The sequence below is a fragment of the Streptomyces sp. CY-1 genome, assembly GCF_047218265.1.
In the GTDB taxonomy this organism is placed as follows: Bacteria; Actinomycetota; Actinomycetes; order Streptomycetales; family Streptomycetaceae; genus Streptomyces; species Streptomyces niphimycinicus.
The window spans coordinates 3,338,634-3,355,488 of record NZ_CP178393.1 but is presented as its reverse complement, the minus strand read 5'-3'; the positions used below and the strand labels follow the sequence as shown (position 1 = coordinate 3,355,488).

At 72.8% G+C, this 16,855-nt stretch carries 14 protein-coding genes; 7 read left to right on the top strand and 7 right to left on the bottom strand.

What is annotated here, in order from left to right:
* The first annotated feature begins 25 nt into the window (after nt 1-25).
* The 4 genes from ACK1X7_RS14470 to ACK1X7_RS14455 all read left to right on the top strand — a co-directional run bounded on the left by ACK1X7_RS14470 (nt 26) and on the right by ACK1X7_RS14455 (nt 3,513).
* Nucleotides 26-391, top strand: a complete 366-nt coding sequence (locus tag ACK1X7_RS14470; protein WP_014060030.1) for an Rv2175c family DNA-binding protein — start codon at nt 26-28, stop codon at nt 389-391.
* Nucleotides 392-660: 269 nt separating this feature from the next.
* A complete protein-coding gene (gene thiE / locus ACK1X7_RS14465) occupies nt 661-1,314 on the top strand; it encodes a thiamine phosphate synthase (protein WP_385157786.1) in 654 nt (217 codons plus the stop codon).
* Between the two features lie 221 nt (nt 1,315-1,535).
* The gene (metF, locus tag ACK1X7_RS14460) at nt 1,536-2,453 is read left to right on the top strand and encodes a methylenetetrahydrofolate reductase [NAD(P)H] (protein WP_385157783.1); all 918 of its coding nucleotides are present in this window, start codon (nt 1,536-1,538) and stop codon (nt 2,451-2,453) included.
* Nucleotides 2,454-2,499: 46 nt separating this feature from the next.
* On the top strand, nt 2,500-3,513 hold the full coding sequence (locus ACK1X7_RS14455; RefSeq protein WP_413115144.1) for a hypothetical protein: 1,014 nt from the start codon (nt 2,500-2,502) through the stop codon (nt 3,511-3,513).
* A gap of 129 nt (nt 3,514-3,642) precedes the next feature.
* Here the strand turns inward: ACK1X7_RS14455 and ACK1X7_RS14450 are convergent, their stop codons facing one another.
* The 4 genes from ACK1X7_RS14450 to ACK1X7_RS14435 form a co-directional block, all read right to left on the bottom strand.
* Nucleotides 3,643-5,199, bottom strand: a complete 1,557-nt coding sequence (locus ACK1X7_RS14450; RefSeq protein ID WP_385157777.1) for a phytoene desaturase family protein — start codon at nt 5,197-5,199, stop codon at nt 3,643-3,645.
* A 412-nt stretch (nt 5,200-5,611) separates the two neighbouring features.
* A complete protein-coding gene (locus ACK1X7_RS14445) occupies nt 5,612-6,232 on the bottom strand; it encodes a TetR/AcrR family transcriptional regulator (protein ID WP_059143443.1) in 621 nt (206 codons plus the stop codon).
* Between the two features lie 35 nt (nt 6,233-6,267).
* On the bottom strand, nt 6,268-8,352 hold the full coding sequence (locus ACK1X7_RS14440) for a YhgE/Pip family protein (RefSeq protein ID WP_413115143.1): 2,085 nt from the start codon (nt 8,350-8,352) through the stop codon (nt 6,268-6,270).
* Entirely contained in the window at nt 8,324-9,181 is an 858-nt protein-coding gene (locus tag ACK1X7_RS14435) for an ATP-binding cassette domain-containing protein (RefSeq protein ID WP_390792937.1), read from the bottom strand. The genes ACK1X7_RS14440 and ACK1X7_RS14435 overlap by 29 nt, the downstream gene beginning before the upstream one ends.
* 191 nt (nt 9,182-9,372) lie before the next feature.
* On the opposite strand from ACK1X7_RS14435, the gene ACK1X7_RS14430 reads away from it, so the two are divergent.
* From ACK1X7_RS14430 to ACK1X7_RS14420, 3 genes are all read left to right on the top strand, one after another.
* The gene (locus ACK1X7_RS14430; RefSeq protein ID WP_385111134.1) at nt 9,373-9,906 is read left to right on the top strand and encodes an SAV_6107 family HEPN domain-containing protein; all 534 of its coding nucleotides are present in this window, start codon (nt 9,373-9,375) and stop codon (nt 9,904-9,906) included.
* Between the two features lie 167 nt (nt 9,907-10,073).
* The gene (locus tag ACK1X7_RS14425; RefSeq protein ID WP_385157315.1) at nt 10,074-10,856 is read left to right on the top strand and encodes a methyltransferase; all 783 of its coding nucleotides are present in this window, start codon (nt 10,074-10,076) and stop codon (nt 10,854-10,856) included.
* A gap of 272 nt (nt 10,857-11,128) precedes the next feature.
* Nucleotides 11,129-11,521, top strand: a complete 393-nt coding sequence (locus ACK1X7_RS14420; RefSeq protein WP_078640935.1) for a DUF3040 domain-containing protein — start codon at nt 11,129-11,131, stop codon at nt 11,519-11,521.
* Between the two features lie 341 nt (nt 11,522-11,862).
* Here ACK1X7_RS14420 and ACK1X7_RS14415 read toward each other — a convergent pair whose 3' ends face one another.
* From ACK1X7_RS14415 to ACK1X7_RS14405, 3 genes are read right to left on the bottom strand one after another with little or no spacing between them, the layout of a single operon-like run.
* Nucleotides 11,863-14,292, bottom strand: a complete 2,430-nt coding sequence (locus tag ACK1X7_RS14415; protein WP_385148942.1) for a transglutaminaseTgpA domain-containing protein — start codon at nt 14,290-14,292, stop codon at nt 11,863-11,865.
* Nucleotides 14,289-15,677, bottom strand: coding sequence for a DUF58 domain-containing protein (locus ACK1X7_RS14410; protein ID WP_385148940.1), 1,389 nt, complete (start codon nt 15,675-15,677; stop codon nt 14,289-14,291). Before ACK1X7_RS14410 ends, ACK1X7_RS14415 begins: the two co-directional genes overlap by 4 nt.
* Entirely contained in the window at nt 15,677-16,732 is a 1,056-nt protein-coding gene (locus ACK1X7_RS14405; protein WP_216347298.1) for an AAA family ATPase, read from the bottom strand. Before ACK1X7_RS14405 ends, ACK1X7_RS14410 begins: the two co-directional genes overlap by 1 nt.
* Between the last annotated feature and the right edge of the window lie 123 nt (nt 16,733-16,855).

Sequence of the window (16,855 nt, the reverse complement as noted above, 5' to 3'; positions counted from 1 at the left end):
CAGTCCCAGATGGCAGGCTTGTTCCGTGACCGAGATTGACGCAAAGATCGATGCTCTCGTCCCCGCCTGGCTCACCCTCCCCGACGTCGCCGAACGACTCGGGGTCGAGGTGACGCGCGTCCGGCAGTTGGTCAAGGAGGGCCAGCTAATCGCGGTGCGCCGTGGGGAGAACAGGGTGCTTCAGGTGCCCGAGGAGTTCATCGCCGACGGAAAGGTCGTCAAGGGCCTCGTGGGGACCTTGACGCTGTTGAAGGACGACGGCTTCAGTGACGAAGAGATGCTGGAGTGGCTCTTCACCCCCGACCCGAGCCTGCCCGGCACCCCGGCACGGGCCCTGGGCGAGAATCGCGGTACGGAAGTGAAGCGGCGCGCGCAGGCGCTCGCCGTCTGACGCCGCTTCCGTCCAGCCTTCCGCCGCCTGCCGTACGGGGCTCGTACAGAGTCCGTACGGGGCGTGCCCAGGGCTGGTCGCTCTCGCGTTTCCGCCGCCGTTGTCGCATCTAACCGCATGCAACCGCACGCAACCGCATGTAGCTGCAACCGCATGTAGCCGCACGCAACCGCATGTAGCCGCACGTCATCGCATGTTGTCGCACACGGCGTACGGGCCGGGCTCCACGCACGGCCCGTACGCCGCCGACCCTCCGGGGGTACCGAACCATGTCCACCACCGCCACCACGCATGAGCAACTGGCCGACGCCCGCCTCTATCTGTGCACCGACGCACGGAAGCGCCAGGGCGACCTGCCGGAGTTCCTGGACGCCGTCCTGGCGGCGGGGGTGGACATCGTCCAGTTGCGGGACAAGGAGATGGAGGCCGCCGAGGAGCTGGAGCAGCTCCAGGTCTTCGCGGACGCCTGCCGCCGCCACGGAAAGCTGCTGGCCGTCAACGACCGGGCCGATGTCGCGCATGCCATCGGCTCGGATGTGCTCCATCTGGGCCAGGGCGATCTGCCGGTGCCCGCGGCGCGCGCGATCCTCGGCGCGGATGTGCTGATCGGGCGCTCCACCCATGCGGAGGCGGAGGTGGACGCGGCGGCCGTCCAGCCCGGTGTGGACTACTTCTGCACCGGCCCCTGCTGGCCCACCCCCACCAAGCCGGGCCGCCCCGCCCCGGGGCTGTCCCTGGTGCGCCACGCCGCCGCGCTGGGCACCGAGCGGCCGTGGTTCGCCATCGGTGGAATCGACGCCTCCAACCTGGATCAGGTCCTGGAGGCCGGCGCCCGCCGCATCGTCGTGGTCCGGGCGATCACGGCCGCCGATGACCCTGCGGGGGCGACGGCGGAGCTGGCCAAGCGGGTGCGCGCGGCCTGACCGCCGACCGGCCCCGGCTTGCCACCCGACTTGTCCCCCGGTTTGTCGCCCGACCTGTCACCCCGTTTGTCACCGGGCTTTCACCCGGTTTTCATCCGGCTCGGCTCGTCCGCCGGTCGAGGGCGCGCCGAGCTGTCCGCACTGCGGACAGAAAGCTGGCAAAACCCCCAAATCTCCGAGGTCGGGTGGGCGTAGCCGAGCCGGGTGGATAGCCTGCACGTATGGCCCTAGGCACCGCTTCCACCAGGACCGATCGCGCCCGGACCGTGCGCGATCTGCTCGCATCGGGCGAGCAGTCGTATTCCTTCGAGTTCTTCGCCCCCAAGACGGCGAAGGGCGAGCAGACGCTGTGGAACGCCATCCGCAAGCTGGAAGCAGTCTCGCCCACCTTCGTCTCCGTGACCTACGGAGCCGGCGGTTCCTCCCGCGAGGGCACCGTGCGCGTCACCGAGCGCATCGCGACGGACACCACGCTCACCCCCGTCGCCCATCTGACCGCCGTCAACCACTCCCGGGCCGAGCTGCGCAACATCATCGGGCAGTACGCCGACGCCGGGATCCGGAACATGCTGGCCCTGCGCGGCGACCCGCCCGGCGACCCCACGGGCGAGTGGATCCGGCACCCCGACGGCCTCGACTACGCCGTCGAGCTGGTCCAGTTGATCAAGGAGTCCGGGGACTTCTGCGTCGGCGTGGCCGCGTTCCCCGAGATGCACCCCCGCTCGACGGACTGGGACACCGACATCCGTCACTTCATCGACAAGTGCCGCGCGGGCGCCGACTTCGCCATCACGCAGATGTTCTTCTACCCCGAGGACTATCTGCGGCTGCGCGACCGGGTCGCGGCAGCGGGCTGTACGACTCCGATCATCCCTGAGATCATGCCCGTCACGAACGTCAAGCAGATCGAGCGGTTCGCTCAGCTCAGCAATGCCGCGTTCCCGCCCGAACTGGCTGAACGGATCCTGGCGGTGAAAGACGACCCGGCGGCTGTACGCTCGATCGGAATCGACTACGCCACAGAGGTGTGTGCGCGGTTGATGGCCGAGGAGATCCCCGGGCTGCACTTCATCACCCTGAACCACTCCCCGGCGACGCTGGAAATCTACGAGAATCTGGGACTGCATCAGCGGTCCTGATCCTGATGACGGCAGCCGACGGGCGGCCGCATTGAGAGGGGCGGGCATGGGCTGGACGGTCCTCTACATCGCATTCGGCGTCGTCGCGCTGTGGCTGCTGGGGGAGGTCCTCCTCCAGTACAAGGCGCGGCTGCGCTGGCGGCTGCTGGCGTTCGTCGGCTTTCTGGGCGTGGTCGTCGGCGTGCTGATGCCGTCGGTTCCGGTGATCGGGGTGGGGGCGATCGCCTTCGCCATAGGCCAGACGTATGTGACGCTCTCCTTCCGGCGCGGCTTCGCCGCGGGCTGGGCGCTGAGCGGCGGGCTGCCCGGGCTGCTCGGCCGCGGGGAGCGCGGCCCCCGGCCGGACGACTCGGACAAGGAGCCGATCCTCGAGGTGTCCGACCTGGAGGCGGTCCCGGCGGCGCAGCCGGAGCCGCCCACGTACCAGCCGCAGCCGCTGCCCGACGACACCGGCGAGTACGGCGTCTACGAGGAGCCGTCGGCCTTCACCCCGGCCGCGGGCGCGTACAGCGGCGAGGCGGCGGGTGGCTACAGCGCGTACGAGACGTACGGCGGCTACGGCTCGCAGCAGGACCACGGCCAGGACCACAGCCAGGGGAACGGCCAGAACTACGGCCAGGACGTCTACGCGGACCAGATGGGCCAGGGTGGGCGCGGCGGGCAGTACGGCTACGGGAACGAGGCGTACGCGGCCTACGGCCAGGACCCCTACGGCGGCGCCCAGCCCCAGCCCCAGGCCCAGTCCTATGAGCAGCAGGCATACGACCAGCAGGCTTACGGCCAGCAGCAGTACGCCGACCAGTACGCGGCCTACGGCCAGCAGGATCCGTACGGCGGGGCCGGGGCCTACGGTGGCGACCACTGGGCGGCCGACGCCTCCTACCCCTCGCCGGACCCGGCGTACGACGTGACGCAGTCCGGCGGGCCCTGGGTGCCGCAGCAGCGCGAAGGCGACGCCGCGCCCCCGGCCGACCAGCAGGGGTACCCGTACCAGCAGCAACAGGGCCAGGCCCAGGGCCAGGGCTACCCCCAGGGCTTCGACGAGCAGTACCGCTACTGAGCCCGGCACCGCCTCGGAGCCCGCTGCCAGGTGAGCCCGCTCCCCGGGGGCGGGCTCACGTGTTTCCCAGGAGCGCTGGGAGCTCTGGGACTTCCGGGAGCCCTGGGAGCCGCTCAACTGGGAGCCGCTCTACTGGGAGCCGCGCCAGTCCTCGCCCTCGACGATCAGCCCGGCCACCAGCGCGCCCGACATCCCGGCGTGGGCGAGCCCACCGCCCGGATGGGCCCAGCCGCCCGCCAGATACAGGCCCGGGAGCCGGGTGACATTGGCGGGCCGCAGAAACGCGCCGTCCGCCCCGGCGAGCACCGGGCCCGGCACGGCGCCGCCCCTGGCGCCCGTCTCCGCCTGGGTGTCGGCGGGGGTGCGGACCTCGTGCCACAGCATCCGGCCCCGCAGTCCCGGTATCGCGGCCTCGGCGGCCGTGATCAGCCGCTGGGCGGCCTGCTCCGCCGCCGTGCCGTCCGTCCAGTCCACCGGGCCGTGCGGGGCGGCGACGGAGGTAAGGGTGACGGCCTCGTGCTCCTCGTCCGGGCGCACCGTGGGGTCGTCCGGGCGCAGCACGGTCACCGTGGGGTGGGGGCGGGGCTCGCGGAGCCCGTGGCCGTCGCCGAAGACGGCGGCCAACTCCGCCTCCCGGTCCGGGGCGTGGACCACGGTGCGGTGCGTGGCGTCCTCGGGGCGGGTGCCGCGCAGCGCCAGAAGGACGGTCAGCCGCCCCGGCGTGCCGCCGCCCGCGCCGGGCTCCGGCCGCACGTCCCCCTCCCGCCAGGGCGCCTGCCCGCCGAGCAGCGGGGGCAGCAGCGCGGGGTCGATGCCCGAGACCACCGCGTCGGCCTCCGCGACGGTGCCGTCGGCCAGCTCCACGCCCGCCGCACGGCCGTCCTTCTCCACGATGCCGGTGACCTCGGCGTCGAAGTGGAACTCGACCTTCCGCTGACGGCAGCGCTCATGGAGGGCATCGGCGAGCGCCCGCATACCCCCGCGGACGTACCAGGTGCCGAACGTCTGCTCGATATAGGGCAGCACGGTGGTCGCGGCGGGGGCGGAGCGCGGGTCGAGGCCGTGCGCCAGCGCATGGCTCTCCAGGAGGGCCACGGCGCGCGGATCCTTCAGCTCGCGGCGGGCCACGGCGGCGAGCGTGGGCGGGCCGTCGGCACCGCCCCGGCCGAACAGGCCGCTGAGCCGTCCGCGCCGCACGGGGGCGGCCGGATAGGGATCGCGGCCCAGGACCCGCCAGTCGGCGCGCAGCGGCTCCTCCAGAAGCGGTCTGCGGGTGGCGTCCCATACCTCGCGCGCCCGGTTGACCAGATCGCTCCAGCGCTCGCCCGCGCCCGCGCCGAAGGCGCCGTCCAGCGCCTGGAGCACTCCGGCCCGTGACGCGTTGGGCAGCCGGACGTCCGTGCCGTCGGCGAACAGATGCCGGCTCGCCGGGTCGACCTGGCCGAGCTCGACGCTCTGCTCCAGGGTCTGCTTGCCGGTCTTCACGAACAGATCCCGGTAGACGGCGGGCAGGTGCAGCAGCCCCGGGCCGGTGTCGAAGCGGAATCCGTCCCGCGCGAAGCGGCCGACCCCGCCGCCATGGGTCCGCCCGCGCTCGTACACCACCACCCGGTGGCCCGCCACGGCCAGCCGGGCCGCCGCCGCCATGGCGCCCATCCCGGAGCCGATCACCACAATCCGTGCCATGACCGCGACTTTATCCGCCCCCACCGACAGCCGGGGCACCACGCCTGGGGACGAGTGCGCAGACCTGAGTACGCGTACTCAGCCGGGGAGATGAGTAGTCGCGCGGATGGGCCGCCACCTGCTCGGACGAGAGAGTGGTGCATACGGAAGGGCCGCGCGCCGGACCGCCGGCACGGGGCGGCGGAACGGCGCGGCGGCCCGGACGAAAGGTGGGAGTCACCGGGAGTCTCCGGACCAGGAGCCTCCAACGGGGGAAGTACGGGGGAGTTACGGGGGGAGGCGCTGTTCCGGTCAGCTCGATGAAAGTCGATCTGCCGGAACAGCGCCTTCTACGTGTACCCGGGGGAGCCGATCCGCCCCCCATGCCGGGCTCTCCGAAGGCCGCGGTCGGCCATCCGAAGGCCGCGGCCGGCTATCCGGAGGCCACGGTCCCGCCCACGCGGCCCTGAAGCAGCCGTGAGAGCGCCGCGTGCACATCCTCCAGCGACCGCTCCGGCTGATAGGACTGCCAGTCCAGCGCGGCCACCAGCACCATCCCGAACAGCGCCGACGCCGTCAGCGGGATGTCGATCTCCCCGCTGAACTCGTGCGCGGCGACCCCGGCCCGCAGCTCGGCCTCGATCACCGCTATGGCCCGCTGCCGCACCATCATCAAGGTGGACTGCCAGGCCCGGTTGGTGCGCCACAGCTCGGCCACATAGAGCTGGGTCAGCGACGGATAGCGGGAGATGAAGTCCAGCCCGGCCCGGACCATGGCGTCCAGCGCGTCCACATGGCTGCCACCGCGCTCGGCGTTCTCGTCGGCGGCGCTCTGGAGCGATGCGGTCAGCAGCTCGATGCCGTGCTGTAGCAGCTCCTCGAAGAGCACGGTCTTACTGGCGAAGTTGTAGTAGACCGTGCCCTTGGCCACCCCGGCCCGCTCGGCGATCTCGTCCACGGTGGTGGAGGAGAAGCCCTGTTCCGCGATGAGGGTGACCGCTGCCTCGAAGAGTTTCTGGCGTGTGGCCTGGCGGCGCGTGCTGCTGCTGTCCATGGCGCCGATTCTGCCCGTTGTCGATGTTATGCCGCTCATAGGCTCAGCTCCGGATGGAGCCGGTCCACCGACCACACCTGCTTTCGCCGCGCCGACCACGCGGTGAGCGCCAGGGCCGCCACGCTGAATCCGAGGAGCACCCCGCAGGCCAGCCAGACCGGGCCGAGCCCGCCGCCGGTGATGAGCCGGCGCAGTCCGTCCACCACGTAGGTCATGGGCAGGAAGGGATGGATGGCGTTGAAGAAGCGCGGGCTGGTCTGCACCGGATAGGTGCCGCCCGCGGAGGTCAGTTGGAGCATCAGCAGGGCCAGCACCAGGATCCGGCCGGCCGGTCCGAAGCGGGCGTTCAGCCACTGCACGATCGCCGCGAAACAGGCCGTGACCAGCATCAGGAAGCCGAGGGTGCCCGCGGCCCGGGCCATCTGGAGGCCGATCGCCCAGTGCAATACCGCCATCAGGGCCAGCGTCTGGCACACACCGATCGCGGCGACCGGCAGCCAGCCCGCGAACGCGATCCGCCAGGAGGAGGCACCCACCGCGAGCGCGCGCCTGTTGAGCGGCTGGATCAGCATGTAGGCCACCATCGCGCCGACCCACAGGGACAGCGGGATGAAGTACGGGGCGAAGCCCGTGCCGTAGTTGGGCGCCTTGTGCAGTGCCTGGTCGACCAGCCGGACCGGATCCGCCATCACCTCGGTCCGGGCGTCCCGGTCCTGCTTGCCGTAGTCGGGGATCTTGTCGGCGCCGTCGTGCAGCCCGCCGGAGAGCTTGCCGGTGCCGTCGACGAGCCGGAACATCCCGCCGCCCAGGGTGTCCGCGCCGCCGCGCGCCTTACCGACGCCGCTGTCGAGGTCGGATGCGCCGGTCTTGGCGGTGCTCAGCCCGGTGTGCAGGGTTCCGGCGCCCTTGGCGACCTTCTGCGCCCCGGAGTTGAGGGCGTTCACCTTCCGTACGGCGGTGTCGAGGTCGGTGTCCAGGTGTGGGGCGTTCCGCGCGAGCCAGAGCGCCTGGTCGTGCAGATCGTCCAGATGGCCGCCGAGGGCGTCGAGTTGGGTGGTGTGGTCCCGCACCAGCTTGTTGACGTCCTCGGCCACATCGGCGGCGGTGTCGGCCGCCGCCACCGACTTCTTGAGCGCGGGACAGTCCGGGTCGGCGGGCACCGCCCGCTCGCAGCGGGTCCGGTGGTCGGCGGCGAGCTCGTCGGACGCCTTACGGGCCTTGGTGGCCGCCGTGGAGGTCGTCTCGGGCAGGGTGTCGAGGCTGTCGGACGCCTTCTGGGAGGCGTCGGCGACCAGTTGGGAGACGTCCCCGATCTCCTTGCCGTGCTCCTTGAGGAACGGGCGGACCTTGGCCGCCACGTCGTTGACCTTGTCGGACAGCGACCGGGTGCCGTCGGCGACGCCGCCCGCGCCGGTCTTGAGCGTCCCCGAGCCCTGGTAGAGCGTGCCGAGCCCGGACTTCAGATCGCGGCTGCCCTCCTTGGCCTTGGCCAGGCCCTTGGCGAGGTCGTCCGCGCCCTTCTTGGCCTTGCCGATGCCCTTACCGAGCTTGTCGGCGCTCTTGGCGGCCTTCTCCGTCTCGCCGTGGATATCGGCGAAGGAGATGAAGATGTTGTCGTAGAAACCGCGGGACGCCTTGGTGGAGGCCGCGGCGCGCACCTCGGAGAAGACCGAGCGGGAGATCTGGCCGACGATGTAGTTGTTGGCGTCGTTGGTGCGCACCTCGAGGGCGCCGGTCTCCGGGGACTTGCCGGAGCTGGTGGCGATCTGCCGGCTGAAGTCCGAGGGCACGGTCAGCGACAGGTAGTACGTGCCGTCCGCGACGCCCTTACGGGCCTCGGCGGCGCTGGTGCGGTGCCAGTCGAAGGTCTTGCTGTCGAGCAGCTTGCCGCTGATGTCGTCGCCCGCGGTGAGGCGCTCGCCCTTCACGGTGGCGCCGTTGTCCGAGTTGACGAGGGCGACCGGGATCTTGTCCAGCTTGCCGTACGGGTCCCAGAAGGACCACAGGTACAGCGCGCCGTAGAGCAGCGGCAGCAGAAGCAGGGCGGCGAGCGCCGCCCGTGGCAGCTTTCCCCTCCCGAACCGCTTCAGCTCAAGCGCGGCGAGTTTCGGCGAGCGCATCCGCCGCCCCCTTCTCGTTCTCGTCGTGTCCGGCCTTGTGGGCGGCCTCGTGTCCGGCCTTGTGGGCGGCGGGAGCGTCGGAGTCGTCCGCGTCGGCCCGCCGGCTGTCTTCGGCGGGGCTCTTCCGCGCGGTCCGGACCACGACCGCGTCGGCCGGGGCCTGGCTGCACACCGCGAGGACCGTGGTGCCGCCCTCCGCGATCTCCCGCAGCAGCGCCCAGGCGCGCTCGCGTTCGGCGTCCGAGAGCTTCAGGTCGGCGTCGTCGACGGCCAGCAGCCGCGGCCGGGCGATGAGCGCGAGCGCGATCGACAGCCGCAGCGCCTCCAGCCGCTCCAGGTCCCGTACGGCCGTACGCGGCCCCTTGGGCAGCGTGTCCAGGTCCAGCCCGGCGGCCGTGAGGGCCGCGTCGATCCCGGCCCGGGACGCGGCGGTCCGCTCACGGCGCGGGCGCAGCAGCCCGCGCGGGGAGTCGCCGAACCGGCGCCGCAGCAGGGCCCGCTCCCGCAGATGCTCGGCGACCGTGAGCACCGGATCGAGCTCGATGACGCCCGGTACGTGCGCGAGCGCGCTGATCCGGCGTATGCGCGCCATCTGTTGGGGAACCCGGAGGCCCCCGACCACGCCGTGTCCCTCGGTGGGGCGCATCCGTCCGGTGAGCGTGAGCAGCAGGGAGGTGCGGCCCGAGCCGGACGGGCCCTCGATCGCGATCAGCGCACCGGAGCCGGCGGCGATATCGGCACCGCGGAACGCCCAGCCGTGCGACCCCCTGACGCCGAGCCCCTCGGCCGTCACCGCCGCCCCGGTCTCCGCTTCTGGGGTGCCCCCCACACAGATCACTTCCTTGATTTTTGAACTGACTGGTCAGTGCAAAAACAGTATGGAGTATGGCGGGGCGAGGCATGGCCTCGGGGTCGTTCGCGCTGGTCGGAGCCGATTGTCAGTGGTGTGCCCCACGATGGCCCCATACGGCGGTCGCTCTACCACACGACCGGCCGCCACGCGACGACAGGAGGTTCGTCATGGCCAGTACCGCCGCAGCGCGCCGGCACCGTGCCGCCGCCCCTGCCCCCTCGTTGACCGGCCCCGCGACCGATGTCCACCCCGTGCTGCGCCGCGCGTCCGCCCCGCCCGCCGCGGCCGGTCTGCTCACCCAGGCCCATCAGGGCCTGGAAGAGGCCGCCGCCCTCGAAACCGCCAACGAGCGCTTTGCGACCGCACATCTGGCCGCCCTGCGCACGGCCGCGGCCGTGCTCGCCGTGCGCGGCCGCCCCGAGCCCACCGCGCGCCGCCGCGCCCGGATCCGCAGCGCCTGGGAGGTCCTGCCGGAGGTCGCTCCCGAACTGGCCGAGTGGAGCGCCCTGTTCGCCTCCGGCGCCGACCGCCGGGCCCGCGCCGAGGCGGGGATACAGGGCGCCGCGAGCCCGCGGGACGCGGACGATCTGCTGCGCGCCACCGCGATGTTCCTGCGGCTGGTGGAGCGCATGCTGATGCTTCAGCCGACCCTGCCCCACCAGGCCCCGCCGGGTGACGAGCCGGGTCCGCCGGGAGCCTGAGCGGTGGCCCGGCCGCTGTTCCCCCGGTAGCCACCGGGGGGCCGGTGGCCCCGCCCGCCTCGGCGCACCCCGCCCCACGGAGGCAATAGGCTGGGAGCGCCGACGTCAGTAAGCCGTCGTCACCGCCTCCGGGCGGTGGCGGCACCCGCGCCGAGGAGCCACCCGCCGTGTCAGACCCGCAGCGCCCCCGTGCGTCCCTCCGTACCGCCGTGGTCTGGGAGGTCCTGAAAGACGCCCTGGAACGGCGGGCCAAGGCCACGGGCCGGGAGGCCGCCGAGGGCGGGGCCGTGCACGGCGCGCTCGACGTCCTGGACACCGGCGGCGGCAGCGGCAATTTCGCCGTCCCGGTGGCCGGTCTCGGCCATCGCGTCACCGTGGTCGACCCGAGTCCGAACGCCCTGTTCGCGCTGGAGCGGCGGGCCGCCGAGGCCGGGGTGGCCGACCGGGTGCGCGGAGTCCAGGGCGATGTCCACGGACTGTTCGACGTGGTCGAGCGGGGCGGCTACGACGTGGTGCTCTGCCATGGCGTGCTGGAGTACGTGGACGACCCCGCCGAGGGCCTGCGGAACGCGGCGGCGGCCCTGCGTCCCGCCGGCACCCTCAGCGTGCTCGCGGCGGGCCTGGGCGGCGCCGTGCTGGCCCGCGCCCTGGCCGGTCATTTCACCGAGGCCCGGCAAGCGCTTACCGACCCCGAGGGCCGCTGGGGCTCCGGAGACCCGATGCCGCGCCGGTTCACCGCCGACCAGCTCTCCGAGCTGGTGGCGGCGGCCGGTCTGGAGATCGCCGCGGTGCACGGGGTGCGGGTCTTCGCCGATCTGGTCCCCGGCGTGCTCGTGGACACCGAGCCCGGGGCGCTGGACGCCCTGTTGCAGCTCGAGGAGGCCGCCGCCGGGCTGCCCGCCTTCCGCTCCGTCGCCACTCAGCTCCACGTTCTCGCCGAGCGGGACTGAGCGGGCTCCTCCCGCCCCACCCGACGACGGGCGGCGCAGGTGGAGTCGGCCACAGGAGACCCGCTCGGCCGTCCGGCCCCGTATGATCGGGGTACACCGTCCGGCATGGCCAATCGGCGGGAGGGGAATGGACGTCTCAGCGTCAACTTTCGCCACGCCCGTGGGGGTGGGCGAATTGGCGTTGAGGGGCGGGTTTCACGGGGGCGATTCCCTGCCTATCCTGAAAGGGTCGCACCCGGTCGCCCCCCGCGACCGACGAGTAGGAGGACTCCGTGCCGCTCTCGGAGCACGAGCAGCGCATGCTCGAGCAAATGGAGCGAGCGTTGTACGCCGAAGATCCCAAGTTCGCGACAGCGCTTGAGGGAAGCGGCCTGCGCACGTACACCCGGCGACGGGTCTACCAGGCGGTCGCGGGTTTTCTGGTGGGCATCGCACTCCTCATGGTCGGAGTGATCGTTCCCCAGATCTGGATCAGCGTGGTGGGCTTCCTGATCATGCTGGGCTGTGCGGTGCTCGCGGTGACCGGCTGGCGCAAGGCTCCCAAACCCGGCGAGGCGCAGGGCGGTGGCGGGGCGGCTCCCCGCCGTCAGGGCCGCCAGCGCCGTTCGATGATGGCGCGTATCGAGGAGCGGTGGCAGCGCCGCCGCGATGAGCAGGGTCACTGAGAATAATTCTTGGATGAGTGGTTGAGGGGCGGTCGCCGACTGGCGACCGCCCCTCAACCATGCGGTAGCCCTTCCGCGCCCCAGCCCTTCAGCCGCGCCCCACAGCCCCGCAACGGCGTCCCAGCCCCGCAACCGCGTCCGGGATCCCGGGCCCCGGCCCTGGCCCCGTGGAGGGCCCTGGAGCGAGCCCGGGTGGTCCTGAGCCCCCGTGGCGTGCCCTCGAAGCGGCCTGAGCCCCCGCGCCGCCTGAGCCCCCGCACGCCGCAGGGGCTCAGTCGCGGGGGCTCAGGCAGGGTTCAGCCGCGGAGGCTCAGTCGCCAGGGCTCAGGGCCGCCCCGAGGTCAGCTCCCCTGGCCGCGCGGGGGCCGGAGCTGGGAGGCCCAGCGGGTCCAGCGGGGGGCTCCCCACCGCTGGACCAGCGCGGACCAGCGCTGTCCCCACGCCCACACCAACTGAGCCGCCGACCGTGGGGCCAGCAGCGCCCGCAGCCGCTCCCGCCGCCCCGCCTTGGCCCGGAAGCCGGCCAGCACCTGCCGGACGTCGTCGGCGACGCCCGCGAACGGGCGCGGCTGCGGTGCGTACAGCACCTGCTCGACCGCCTCGGCCACCCGCTGCGCCGCCCGGGCCGAGTCGTCGTCGAGGCCGGCGATCCGCACCATGCGGGCCACCGCTCTGCGCGAGGTCAGCGAGTCGTCCGGCAGCACGCCGAAGTCCCAGGCCGAATCGGTGAGTTCACGCCATGCGGCGAGAATCCGGTCGGCCGCGTCCTGCTCGGTGCGCCCGCCCGAGCCGTCGAGTCTGCGGGCCCGTATCCGCCGCCGCCACAGCATGGGCAGCAGGGGCACCACGACCAGCAGCACCGCCAGCGAACTCCAGCTCGTGACCTTGGTCGCCGACCAGCCCCCGCCCGAGGCGCCGTTGTCCGGCTGCTGGGCCGCGGCGCCTCCACAGGTGCCCAGCTTCTTCATCTCCGGGGGGCAACTGTCGGAGGCGGTCGGGGCGGCCGTCGGCTCGGAGGTCGTGCTGGGCTCGCTCGTCGGCTCGTCGGACGGGGTGCCCGAGGGCGTCTGCTCCATCGTGTAGTCGGGCTGGGTGCCGCGGCTCGGGGTGGGCTCGAAACGCGTCCAGCCCACGCCCTCGAAGTACAGCTCGGGCCAGGCGTGCGCGTCCTTCAGGCCCACCGACACCGAGCCGTCCGCCTGGGCGGTGCCGGGGGTGAACCCGACCGCGACCCGCGCCGGAATGCCCAGCGTCCGGGCCATCGCCGCCATCGAGAAGGAGAAGTGGACGCAGAAGCCCTCCTTCTGCTTCAGGAACCGGACGATGGCGGCCGAGCCGCTGCCGGACTGCACCTCGGTGTCGTAACGGAATCCTCCGTTCACCGCGAACCAGTCCTGGAGCTTGACCGCCTTCTCGTACGCGTTCGCCGCGCCGGCGGTCACCTCCCGTGCCGTACTGGCCACCACGGACGGCAGCGAGTCCGGCACCTCGGTGTACTCCTTCCGCAGCCGCGAGGGCGGTGCGGGCGCGGCCGCGAGCTGCTCGGCCGTGGGCTCCACCAGCAGGCTGGTGACCCGGTAGCGCGCGCCCCGGGTGGTCTGGCCGCGGTCGCCGACGAGTGTGCGGCCCTCCGGCTCATAGCGCCAGCGTCCGTCGATCTCGACCCTGGACACGGGGTAGGGGAGGGGCAGCCAGTTCTGCGCGTACCAGTCGGCGGCCGAGATCGAGGTGTCGATGGAGGAGACCCGGACCGAGGGTCCGAGCCCGGCGGGCGACGGAAGCTGCCCGGGCACATCGGTGACATGCCGCTCGGACGACTTCCACGAGGTGCCGTCGAACCGATCCAGCGCCACGATCCGCAAGTACAGGTCCTGCGTGGTCTGTGAGGAGGTGCGATAGCGCAGCACCTCCTTGTTCTCCGGCTGGTTCAGGCTGTCCTGGAGCGACACCAGCGGATTGACCGCCGAGATCGTGCCGCCGCCACTGCCCGACCCGCCGCCGCTGCCCTGCCGGTCCAGCAGCCCGCCGTCCAGGGACGGCAGCGCCGCGGGCACCACCAGCGCGATGCCGAGCGCCAGCACGCCGATCCTGCGGCCGGTGCGGACCGGGGCGAGCGCCGGGGCGCCTCCGGCCCCGGCCAGACCCGAGGGCGGCATTCCCCCCGGATGCGGCGCGCCGCCGCTGAACACCCGGCCCCACTGGGACAGCCGGTCCCGGCCCTCGGCCAGGAGCAGCACCAGATAGCCGGCCGCCGCCAGCAGGAACCACAGCCAGTCGCTCCCGTCGTCGGACAGCCCGGCCGCGACCGAGTACAGCGCGAGCAGCGGCAGCCCGGCGGGGGCCGCGCTGCGGTACGTCACCGCGAGCGCGTCGACCACCAGGCCGATCACCAGCACGCCGGCCACCAGCATCAGCCGGATGCCATCGGTGAGCGGCGCGGGGATCGCGTACTGCCCCACGTCGTCGGTGCCGTCGCGCAGCAGCAGCGCGAACTCCTGGAGGGCCTGCGGGCCCGGCAGCACCCCGCCCAGCGCCTGCTCATGCGCGAAGACCACGGTGAGCAGCAGCAGCGTCACCACAGCCTGCGCGGCCACCGTCAGCGGGCGGGCCAGCGGCACCCGGCGGGCCGCCACGCCCGTCCCGCTCTGGACCGCCAGCAACAGGGTGGCCTGCAACAGCCAGCTCGCCGGGTCCACCAGCGGCAGCAGCGCACAGGCCGCCGCCACCGTGGCCAGCGCCGCACATATCGCGAGCCGAACGCTCCCACTCATGCCCAGCTCCCTGTCATGCCGCCGACCGTGGGACCTCCGGCGTCCGCCCCTGAGGCGCCCTGGGCGTCGGCCTGCCGCCACAGCTCTGCCAGCGAGGCCCCCGGGCCGACCGGCAGCGCCGTCCACCCCGCCTCGCGCAGCCGCCGCAGCCGCTCCTCCAGCTCCCGTGTGCCCCCGAACTCGGCCCCGCGCGACCAGGCCGCGCCGTCCAGCACGAACGCCACCGCGGCCGTGGTGCGGTGCCGCATCCGGGCGGCCGTAGCCGCCTGCTCCTCGTCCAGATCGCCCAGGAAGGCCACCAGCAGCCCCTCGCCGCCGCCGCGCAGCACCTCGAAGGCGGGCGAGAGCCCTCCGCCGTCGGAGTGGTCCACCACGGCGAGGGTGTCCAGCATCAGCCCGGCGGTCTCCGCCGAGTCATGGGTGGAGCCGGTGAAGCCGCCTCCGCCGTCCGGGCCCGGCACCGAGCTTCCGGAGTCGGTCAGCAGCCGGACCGCATAGCCCCGCTCCAGCAGATGGACCGCCGTCGAGGCCGCCCCGGAGACCGCCCATTCGAAGGCCGAGTCGGGCCCTGAGCCGTAGTGCGCCGTACGCCGGGTGTCCAGCAGCACCGTGCAGTGGGCCCGCTGCGGCTGCTCCTCCCGGCGGACCATGAGCTCCCCGTAGCGCGCGGTGGACCGCCAGTGCACCCGGCGCAGATCGTCGCCTATGCGATAGCCGCGCGGGATGACGTCGTCCTCACCGGCCAGGGCCAGCGAGCGGTGCCGCCCGTCCCCGTACCCCGCGGCCTCGCCGGTCAGGCGCACCGGGGGCAGCGGCTCGACCCGGGGCACCACCGTGAGCGTGTCATAGGCGCTGAAGGCGCGGGTGAGCTCGCACATCCCGAACGGATCGCTCAGCCGCAGTTGCAGCGGGCCCAGCGGATAGCGGCCGCGCAGATCCGAGCGGACCCGGTAGGACACCTCGCGCCGGCCGCCCGGCTCCACCCGGTCCAGCACGAACCGGGGGCGGGGCCCCAGCACATAGGGCACCCGGTCCTGGAGCATCAGCAGCCCGGTGGGCAGCCGCGAGACATTGTCCATCCGCAGATGCACCCGGGCCTCGGAGCCCGCGGGCACCCGCGCGGGCGCGAGCCGTCTGCTGCCCGCCACCCGGTACCGGGTGCGGTAGACCACGGCCACACAGACCAGCGGCAGCGCGGCCAGCAGCAGCCCGACCCGCAGCAGATCCGCCTGGCCCAGGACATAGCTGCATACCGCGGCGGCCACCCCGGCGGCCAGGAAGGAACGGCCGCGGGTGGTCAGACCGGCGAGGGCGGCCCGCAGCCCGCCCGAGTCCTCGCCGGCGCCGGGGCCCTCGGGGCCCATGTCCGTCCCCCCTGCGGCCATCACAGCCTCCGCGCGCCCGGCTGCTGCCGGCCGAAGTCGGCCGGGGGCATGGGCGGCATGGGCGGCATCCCGCCACCCGCGCCGCGCGAGCCGGAGGTGGGCACCGGGGTGCGCTGAAGGATGTCCGCGACGACCTGCTCCGCGGTGCGCCGGTTGAGCTGGGCCTGCGCGGTGGGCAGCAGCCGGTGCGCCAGCACCGCCACGGCGAGGGACTGCACATCGTCCGGCAGCGCGAACTCCCGCCCGGCCAGCGCGGCCGACGCCTTGGCGGCCCGCAGCAGATGCAGCGTGGCCCGGGGTGAGGCGCCCAGCCGCAGATCGGGGTGGTTGCGGGTGGCGGCCACCAGGTCCACCGCGTAACGCCGGACGGCCTCGGCGACATGCACCGAGCGCACCGCCTCGACCAGCTTGACGATCTCATGGGCGTGCGCGACGGGTTGCAGGTCGTCCAGCGGCGAGACGCCACCGTGGATGTCCAGCATTTGCAGCTCGGCCTGCGGGCTGGGGTATCCGATGGAGACACGGGCCATGAAGCGGTCGCGCTGCGCCTCGGGCAGCGGATAGGTGCCCTCCATCTCGACCGGGTTCTGCGTGGCCACCACCATGAAGGGGTTGGGCAGCTCGTAGCTCTCCCCGTCGATGGTGACCTGGCGCTCCTCCATCGACTCCAGCAGCGCGGACTGGGTCTTGGGCGAGGCGCGGTTGATCTCGTCGCCGATCACGATCTGGGCGAAGATGGCGCCCGGCTTGAACTCGAACTCCTTGCGCTGCTGGTCGAAGATGCTCACGCCGGTGATGTCGGACGGCAACAGGTCCGGGGTGAACTGGATCCGCCGCACGGAGCAGTCGATGGACCGCGCGAGCGCCTTGGCCAGCATGGTCTTGCCCACGCCCGGGACGTCCTCGATCAGCAGATGCCCCTCGGCGAGCAGCACGGTCAGCGAAAGCCGTACGACCTCGGGCTTGCCCTCGATCACACCCTCCACCGACCGGCGGATCCGCTCCGCTGTGGTGGTCAGATCGCTGAGGCTCGCTCGCTCGTCATAGGTCGTCACCCGGCCCTCCTCGGCCCGTTCTCAGGGCCGTTGCCCTCGGAACGGACCGGCCCACCGCAAACGCTGGCATCGGTCCCCCGCGTGGTTGCGGGGGACGATGTCACCTATGCATTCTTGCGGTCT